The sequence below is a fragment of the Cytophagia bacterium CHB2 genome, assembly GCA_030263535.1.
Classification (GTDB): Bacteria; Zhuqueibacterota; Zhuqueibacteria; order Zhuqueibacterales; family Zhuqueibacteraceae; genus Coneutiohabitans.
The window spans coordinates 1-8,589 of sequence record SZPB01000283.1 but is presented as its reverse complement, the minus strand read 5'-3'; the positions used below and the strand labels follow the sequence as shown (position 1 = coordinate 8,589).

The following is an 8,589-nucleotide window of genomic DNA, read 5'->3' as shown; positions in this document are numbered from 1 at the left end:
CGATTGAGTACGGAGAGAATTTCATCGTGCATCGCGAGGGTCCAGAGGCCACGCCGTATTTGCCGAATGTCATCGTGAGCTCCAATCCGCTGATTCGTCCCGATGATTACGGCATTCCGCTCGACGCGCAGCATTGGGACGAGCGCTCGATTCGCAACGTCAAAATGCCGTGGGCGCAAGTGAAGACCACGAAGAATTTTCTGTGGGAAAAGGGCTTCCAATTTTATTGCTTGACGCCGAAGACGCGACATCGCGTGCACAGCGGCTGGTCGAATGTGGATTGGCATATGCTGTATGATTCCAACTTCGGCGATCCGTATCGGTTGGATAAACGCGCGCCATGCGTGGGCGAGCATCAATTGCACATCAATCCGCAAGCGGCGCGCGATCTCGGCATCAATGACGGCGATTACGTGTATATCGACGCCAATCCCGCGGATCGGCCTTATATCGGCGCGAAGCCGGACGAGTTTTTCTATCGCGTTTCGCGCTGCATGTTGCGGGTGAAATACAATCACGCGTATCCCTACAACATCGTGATGATGAAGCACGCGCCGTTCATCGCCACGGAAAAGAGCGTGCGCGCGCACGAGACGCGGCCCGATGGCCGCGCGCTGTCGGAGAACACCGGCTATCAGGCCAACTTGCGCTACGGCTCGCAGCAGTCGATCACGCGCAACTGGCACATGCCGATGCACCAAACCGACAATCTTTTTCACAAGGCCAAAGCCTCAATGAGCTTTATCTTCGGCGGCGAGGCGGACAATCACGCGCTCAACACCGTGCCCAAGGAAACACTGGTGCGCGTCACCAAAGCCGAAGACGGCGGCATGAACGGCGCCGGCGTTTGGTTCCCCGCGACTTCAGGCTTCACGCCGGATAATGAAAGTGAGTTTATGGAGAAGTACCTCGCTGGTGAATTGGTCAATGTAGTTGAGTAAAAAATATTAGATTGATGAAGATTGGGATTGTAGAATTAATGGGAAGCCAACAATCCATAACTCCAAAAATCTATTGATCCATTGATCTAAAAAGCCAACACGCGGAGAAAATTTGCCATGCCCTATGACGATCCCGATCCCACCGATCCCAACATGCTCGTGGGCGTTGAAATCCCCGGCACCGCGGAGAGCACGCGCGACATGGCGTATGTGTTCGCCGAAGAATTTGCACGCATGGGATTTGAAAAGAGAAGACTGATGAGTGTATTTAGAACGCCATTTTATGCCGGCGCGCATCGCGCTTATCTCGAACTCGGCGAAGCGGAGGTGAAAAAGATCATTGATGAGTGTGTCGGGATTTGGGGGCGAATGCGCTTCAATGACGGCGATACAAATTTGCCCGATCAATTTTAAATTGAAAATTTAGAATTTTCAATTGAGGAGACGACAACAATGCCCAAAGTCTTCAATTGGCAGCTTGGCCGCGAGATGGAGTATCCCTACGAAGCGGCATTCCCCAAGCGGCAGTTCGCGTTTGTGTTCAACATCAATCGTTGCATTGCCTGCCAGAGCTGCACGATGGCTTGCAAATCCACGTGGACCTTCAACAAAGGCCAGGAGCACATGTGGTGGGCCAATGTTGAGACCAAGCCGTATGGCGGCTATCCGCAGTTTTGGGATATGAAAATTCTCAAGCTGCTGGATGAAGCGAATCCCGGCGGGCAGTCTTGGAGTAAATCGAAGGGCCAAGCGCAATTTGACGGCATGACGATCTTCGAAGCGGCGAAGAAAAAACTCACGCCAGAGAGCGCGCGCGTGCTCGGCTATTTGCCGGAAGATCACGAGTGGAATTCTCCGAACATTTACGAAGACAATCCCAAGGGCATCAAAGGCAGGAAATATGAATTAGACAAAGAAGGCACGGAGCTGCCGATACACAAAACGTGGTTCTTCTATCTCGCGCGCATTTGCAATCACTGCACGTATCCCGCGTGTCTCGCCGCGTGTCCGCGCAAAGCGATCTACAAGCGCCCGGAAGACGGCATCGTGTTGCTGGATCAGGAACAGTGTCGCGGCTATCGCAAATGCGTCGAAGCTTGCCCTTACAAAAAGACCATGTATCGCGGCAACACGCGCATTTCTGAAAAGTGCATCGCCTGCTATCCGCGCGTCGAGGGTACCGATCCTGAATCCAACGGCAAGCCGATGGAAACGCGCTGCATGGCCGCGTGCATCGGGCAAATTCGTATGCAGGGCTTGGTGAAGATGAACACCAACGGCACGTGGGCGGAAGATCGCTACAATCCGCTTTATTATCTCGTTCATGTCGCGAAGGTCGCGCTGCCGCTCTATCCGCAGCTCGGCACCGCGCCGAACGGTTATTACATTCCGCCGCGCTGGGTGCCGCGTCCGTATTTGCAACAAATGTTCGGCCCCGGCGTCGATGAAGCCATCGAGCGCTACATGAATCCCGATCGCGAGCTGCTGGCGGTATTGCAATTGTTCCGGCGCTCGAATCTGATCATCTTCAGTTACAAATTTCAGGAAGGCCCGAAAATTTACGACGGCACGCTGCGCGGCAAGCCGGTGACTATTTACAACGACACGGTAATCGCATATGGCAAAGACGGCGAAGAACTTTTCCGCACAACGATTGACGAGCCGGTTTATGAACGGCCGGCGGTGCATGCAAATTCGATTTAGAGATGGATTGCTGGATTATTGGATCATTGGATTGTTGCGGCTATTAATCCAACAATTCAGCGATCCATCAATCCAATTTATTGAGGCCATCAATAATGAAAAATAAAATAGATGAAACTGACTTGGCCCTCTGCCGCAGCGCGATTTACGAAGCGCTGGCGCTGGGCTTTCGTCCTCCTACCTCGGAAACATTCGAGCGTTTGATTGCCACAGAACAAAATTCGGCGTTGATGCAGATCGCGGCGATGTTGGATGCGAGCGAATCGAATGGCAAATCAACAAACATGGCTTCCCGCGTGCGTCAATTGCGTCAATGCGCCGAGCTTGAAGCATTGGAAAAATCGTATCGCGATCTCTTCGGCTTCACCGCGCATCCGAAAGTGCCGCCGTATGAAACCGAATACGGCGAGGAAGCGCTCTTTCAGCAGCCGCAGGAGTTGGGCGATCTCGCCGGTTTCTACAATGCTTTTGGTTTGAGGGTGAAGGCGTCCGAACGCGTCGATCACATGAGTTGCGAATGCGAGTTCCTCTCGTTTTTAGCGCGCAAAGAAGCGTATGCGCTGGAACAAAACGACGCAGACATGTTGGAAGAAACGCGCAAAGCACAACGATTTTTTCTCAAAGATCATTGGGGGCGTTTTATTCCCGCCTTTGTGAAAATGTTGAAGCGGGAAGATGCGGAAGGTTTTTATGGCGGTCTCGGCGATCTGTGCCACGAGTTTGCCCGCTTTGAGTGCACGCGCAGCAACGTACCGCTCGGCTCAGAGCTGATGCGGCTGCGCCCGACCGAATGGATGGAGGAGGCCTTCACCTGCGGCTCCGGTGAAGAGTTGATTCAAATTTCCAGAAAAGCGGCGGCAACGATGACTGCGAATTAGTCTCTACCAAGTTCGATCTTTGCGGAAAAAACGCAGCTTTTAAATGGCAGAATGATTTTTCGGCAGGTAATTTTGTAATCATTCTGCCGAAAAATTATTTTGCCTGCTTGTTCTGGCCGATGCTGTTAAAAACTCGAATGACATGAATCCCGATTTTCGCATTGAATTACAGCCGCAACTGATCGAGGATGCGGTGGCGCGTGTGATGGCCGATCATGCTGAGGCCGGCAACTTTTGGCGCGAGCGTGATCAGCTTTATGAAAACACCGTGGGCGAAGCGCGTGAAGCGGCGTTCCGGAATTTCTTTGCGTCCTGGTTCAATCGTCTCGGGTTGCTCGCTCCGCTGCAGCACGTTTTCGACTTGTGGCCGATGCTGACGGAGGCGACTCACCGCTGTATCTTGATGCGGGCGCAGGCGAAAAAGCACATCGGCGCAGAATTATATATCGCTGCAACTGAAGCCGGTTTGGCAGCGCGCGCGCACCGTACCATCGTCGTGCAACTCACGCCCGAGCTGGCGGCGCGATCTGAAACATTGCGTGAATTTTTACGCCACGAGTTCCTGCACCTCGTCGATATGCTCGATCCGCATTTCGGCTATGATCCCCATTTTCCAAAATCAGAGGCCGGCCCGGCGTATGATCATTTCTTGCAGGGACGCTACCGTGTGTTGTGGGATATTACCATCGATGGCCGCTTGCAGCAACGCGGCTGGCTACCAGTGGCGGCGCGCGCTAAGCATTTCGCGAATTTCAAACGTACTTTTCAAGGTGAAGAAGAAAAATTGATGAGGGCATTCGCGCATTTCTTCGATCACAATTCGCATACGCATCAAGAACTCGTTGCGTTTGCGCGGCATCCGGAACATTGGCTGGCAGGCGAGAAAAGAGCTGCGACTTCTCAAGGCCGCTGCGCCATTTGCCATTTCCCGACGTTTCAGTTGATCAGCCCCGGCGCGCTTACTCGTGAGTTGCATGCGAAAATTCAACAGGATTACCCGGCCTGGAATCCGGCGCAGCTCATTTGCCGGCAGTGCGCGGATTTGTATGAAAGCCGCGTCACTTTGCCTTGAAGCAACAGCGCATCCAACATGCAGAGAGCAGATAACCCAGAAAAAAGCTTTGTTTCATTGATTTTCTCATGCTAACATTGCGCGTTATTCTGTTCGAAGTTTGAATTTTGTATTGATCGCAAAAGATCTTGCGCCATATGAAATCGGTTTTAAAAATGATGGCTGTCACGCGGCGCGGAATTTGGAAGCTCATCACCCTTGTGGCCTTTTCGGCCTCGGTATGCGATCTTCCCTTGAGCGCGATCTTGCTCCAAGCAGAGCATACGCGCTTGGCGGCCGTTTCCCTTGCTTCCGCCGCCTCACAGCATCAATGCGCCTGCGAATTGAACGGCGTGGTATGCCGCTGTCAGAGTGATTGTTGCGGCAAGCCCAGCGCGAACACAGCCGCCTTCTGCCAACAACTCAGCCCGCTTGCTGTTCCGGCAGCGCCGAGTATTCTCCCTGTTACAACGATGCGTGATTATCTCCAGAGAAAGCACTCTGTCCCCGTTTTTCTTGATGTACTTATGGTTTTGAAGCTTGTGCAACAACAGTCGCCCTCGTCTTGGTTTGCGCCTCCAGATTCGCCGCCGCCGCGCTTGCTCTCCGGCATTTGCTGACTTTCTGAATTCAAAATCAAACCTGCGAAAGCCGCATGCGCGTGCCGAATTTGATGAGGCGATGCGCCGCGAGAGAGGTACGCCTGTTTGTGCACACGGCTTTCCGCAATAACCAAGCAGAACCTCCATTGCCGGAGAATAAAAGATGTCATCTATGCATTTTTTTCGATTGCTAATTCTGGTTTCCCTTTTGTTGGCCACACTGCCCGGATTCGCTCAAGAGGCGAACCAGATTCGCGGCCGCGTGATCGATCACCGCACGCAGGAAGGCATTGCCAACGCCAATGTGCTGATACAAGGCACGCTGCGCGGCGCCGCCACAGATGAGAATGGCCATTTCATCATTTCAAACGTGCCTGCGAAAGAAGTGATCGTGTTGGTGATCAAGCACATGGGATACGCTGAAGCTACTAAATCCCTCAAGCGCGCGCAGGCGGGCTGGGAGAATGTTGAGATTGCGCTTGTTCAGACTGCGCTGCGCGTCGTGAATGAAGTCGTCGTGCTGGCGGAACGCAGTAACGAGGCTTATTTGCAGAATGCGTTGCGCAGCAATCCTGGCGGCGGCGGAAGAATTCTGCGTGATCTCCCCGGGGTGCAAGCCGTGGCGCGCGCTTTTGTCGCCTTTGACCCCGTCATTCGCGGGATGAAAGAGGAACAAATCAATGTGACCATTGACGGCATCAAAGTTGAACCCGCGTGTCATGGCCGCATGGACCCGGCAACCGCATATGTGGATATGGCGGAGTTGGACGCGATGACTATCACCAAAGGCCCATTCGAAGTTGCGGGACTCGGAGCGCGCCTCGGCGGCCGTATCGACTTTGCCAAGCTGCGCCCGGTGTATCAAGATCAGAACGCGCTTCGCCTAACCGGTGTGGCCGGGGTGAGTTACAACAGCGTGACCGCAGGCGATAAAGAACATCTGCGGCTCGGCATGAGCACAACGCGCTTGGGAGCGCAGGTGCAATTTAGCCGGCATGTCGGCGACAATTACCAATCCTCGCGCAGCGAAGTGCCTTACTCCGCGTTTGAAAATCGTCACCTCGACGCCATGCTGGGAGTTCGCCTGGCCAAGCATCATGAACTGCGGCTGGCGCATTACCGCAGCGACGGCGAAGATACCGGTTATCCGGCTCTGCCGATGGACACGCGCGATCACAAAGCGCGGCTGTATGGATTCGATTACATCGCCAGCAACGGGCCGCTGGCTGTTGCGCAATTTTATCTCAAAGTCTATCACAACAACATTTCACACGTGATGGATAATTTGAATCGGCCCGCGGCAATGATGCGCGAAATGACGGTGTTGGGCGAAACTGAAACCACCGGCGGAGATGTTGCGGCGGAATGGCGATTTGCCCAAAGCGACTTCAAAGTTGGACTCAATATCTGGCGGGTTTTTGCCACGGCGCGGCGCGACATGCTCACCAAGTCAACCGGTATGCGCATGTCGAGCCTGATGTGGCCGGACGTCACCATGAACAGCGCAGCGGCATTTGCGGAATTGGGCCATGATTTCAACGCGGCGTGGCGCATCACCGCGGGCGCGCGCGTGGCCAATGTCGAATCGCGCGCGGCGGCGCTGTCGCCACAGTTTCTCGCATTTCACCAATTCTCCAACGCGGATCTGGCGGAAACCGATATCGATGCCAATGTTCGGCTCAAGTATCATGCGAAGCCGCATTGGACGATGACGCTTTCTCTCGGCCGCGGCGTTCGTCCGGCCGGCCACAAAGAACGCTACGGCTGGTATACCATCAACCAATTCGATTCGTATGATTATATCGGCGATCCGCGGCTGAAAGCTGAAAAGAATGTTGCGGTTGATCTTGCGCTGCATTATCAAGCCGAAAAAATTCAACTACGCGTGCAGCCGTACTACAATCGTTTGCAGGATTATATCACCGGCGACGTGCGAGAGGGTTTGTCGCCGCAAAGTATGGGCGCGCGCGGCGTGAAGATTTATACCAACCTCGGCAGCGCACGCATCTCCGGGGTTGATGTGGATTTGAATTGGCAACTGCCGGCGCATTTAACGTTGTTCAGCAATCTTTCGTTTGCCGAAGGCCGTGATCTCGAGCGCGAGGCGCCGCTGCCCGAGATTCCGCCGCTCTCGACTCTGACGGGCTTGCGTTATGTGTCTCCCGGCAATTTGTTTTGGCTGCAATGCGAAACGCGCGCCGCGCGCCGCCAGGATAAGATCGCGCCATTTGCCGGTGAGAATGAAACGCCGGGCTTCACGGTTTATCATCTGCGCGGCGGCGTTCGTCTGGGCAATTCGTTGCAGTTGCAATCCGGCATCGAGAATTTGACTGACGTGTTTTATCACGAGCATCTCGATCGCAACGATATTCCGCAACCGGGGCGGAATTTTTATGTGAAGTCGGTGTTGCACTTTTGAGCAAAACATCCTGCGCGCTGCCAGTCCAAAAGCGCCGCGGGCTGGCAGCGCACAAGTGTTAAACAGCTTAAAAATACCTTTTCGAATAAAATTCAACAAAGTCTCATCAAAATGTCTCAATCGCCTGTTGTACTCACGATCGTGGGCTATTCCGGCGCCGGCAAAACCACCTTGATCGAAAAACTCATACCGGCGCTGCGCAAACGCGGGATTCGTTTGGCGGTGATCAAGCACACGAGCCATCACCACGAATTTGACAAACCCGGCAAAGACAGCCATCGCTTACGCCAGGCCGGCGCCGAGGCGGTGGTGGTCTCCTCGCCAAAAATGGTGGCCATGTTCCGCGAAGTTGAGCGCGAATGGCCCATCGCGCGCCTGCTGCGACATCTGCCGCGCCAGCTCGATCTTGTCATCGCTGAGGGCTTTCGGTATTCGGATTATCCCTGTCTTGAAGTCTATCGCAGCGGCTTCAGTCCGGAGTTGAAATGCCGCGATCAGCGCCAGTTGTTGGCCGTGGTGGGTGACGATCCTGGCGGGTTGAGCGTTCCGCGTTTTGATCGTGATGCCGTGCGCGAGATTGCGTCGTTCTTGCTGAAGGCCTTGGCATTGAAGCAGCAGAGGCGAGTCCGGTTGCCGCAATCTCTCTCAAAATCACCGGTGGCTTTGCCTCCCAAAACCTGATGCCAATCCCGGACAAGTTGAAAAGCGGAAATCTGAGAGCAGCTCGGTGAAGCTCGTTCACCGCTGTTGAGCTTCCCACGAAAAGCAAAGGCCTTGGTCATTTTCGGGGGGCAGACACGTTCAGAATTTTATCGTGCAGTGAGAAGCTAATCGCACAACTCTTCAGATCACCGCCCGGTAGTCGGGCGTCATCTCCTGGGGGCGCGGCTGGCTTCGACAAGCTCAGCCAGCGACAAGCTCAGCCAGCGACAAGCTCAGCCAGCGACAAGCTCAGCCAGCGACAAGCTCAGCCAGCGACAAGCTCAGCCAGCGA

The 8,589-nt window shown here is 54.3% G+C and carries 7 protein-coding genes; all 7 read left to right on the top strand.

Translation table 11 applies throughout. The annotated features are described in order from the left end of the window. A partial coding sequence (locus FBQ85_21975) for a nitrate oxidoreductase subunit alpha (protein MDL1877809.1) occupies positions 1 to 941 on the top strand: 941 nt, incomplete at its 5' end. 117 nt (positions 942 to 1,058) lie between these two features. Beyond that, positions 1,059 to 1,355 carry a hypothetical protein gene (locus FBQ85_21970; GenBank protein MDL1877808.1) on the top strand — a complete coding sequence of 99 codons (297 nt, stop codon included), beginning with the start codon at positions 1,059 to 1,061 and terminating at the stop codon, positions 1,353 to 1,355. Positions 1,356 to 1,394: 39 nt separating this feature from the next. Beyond that, entirely contained in the window at positions 1,395 to 2,645 is a 1,251-nt protein-coding gene (locus FBQ85_21965) for a nitrate oxidoreductase subunit beta (protein MDL1877807.1), read from the top strand. Between the two features lie 95 nt (positions 2,646 to 2,740). After that, the gene (locus FBQ85_21960; protein MDL1877806.1) at positions 2,741 to 3,523 is read left to right on the top strand and encodes a hypothetical protein; all 783 of its coding nucleotides are present in this window, start codon (positions 2,741 to 2,743) and stop codon (positions 3,521 to 3,523) included. Between the two features lie 142 nt (positions 3,524 to 3,665). Then, entirely contained in the window at positions 3,666 to 4,595 is a 930-nt protein-coding gene (locus tag FBQ85_21955; protein ID MDL1877805.1) for a hypothetical protein, read from the top strand. A gap of 744 nt (positions 4,596 to 5,339) precedes the next feature. After that, positions 5,340 to 7,595 carry a TonB-dependent receptor gene (locus FBQ85_21950; GenBank protein ID MDL1877804.1) on the top strand — a complete coding sequence of 752 codons (2,256 nt, stop codon included), beginning with the start codon at positions 5,340 to 5,342 and terminating at the stop codon, positions 7,593 to 7,595. A 111-nt stretch (positions 7,596 to 7,706) separates the two neighbouring features. Further along, a complete protein-coding gene (gene mobB, locus FBQ85_21945) occupies positions 7,707 to 8,276 on the top strand; it encodes a molybdopterin-guanine dinucleotide biosynthesis protein B (GenBank protein MDL1877803.1) in 570 nt (189 codons plus the stop codon). Positions 8,277 to 8,589: the final 313 nt, after the last annotated feature.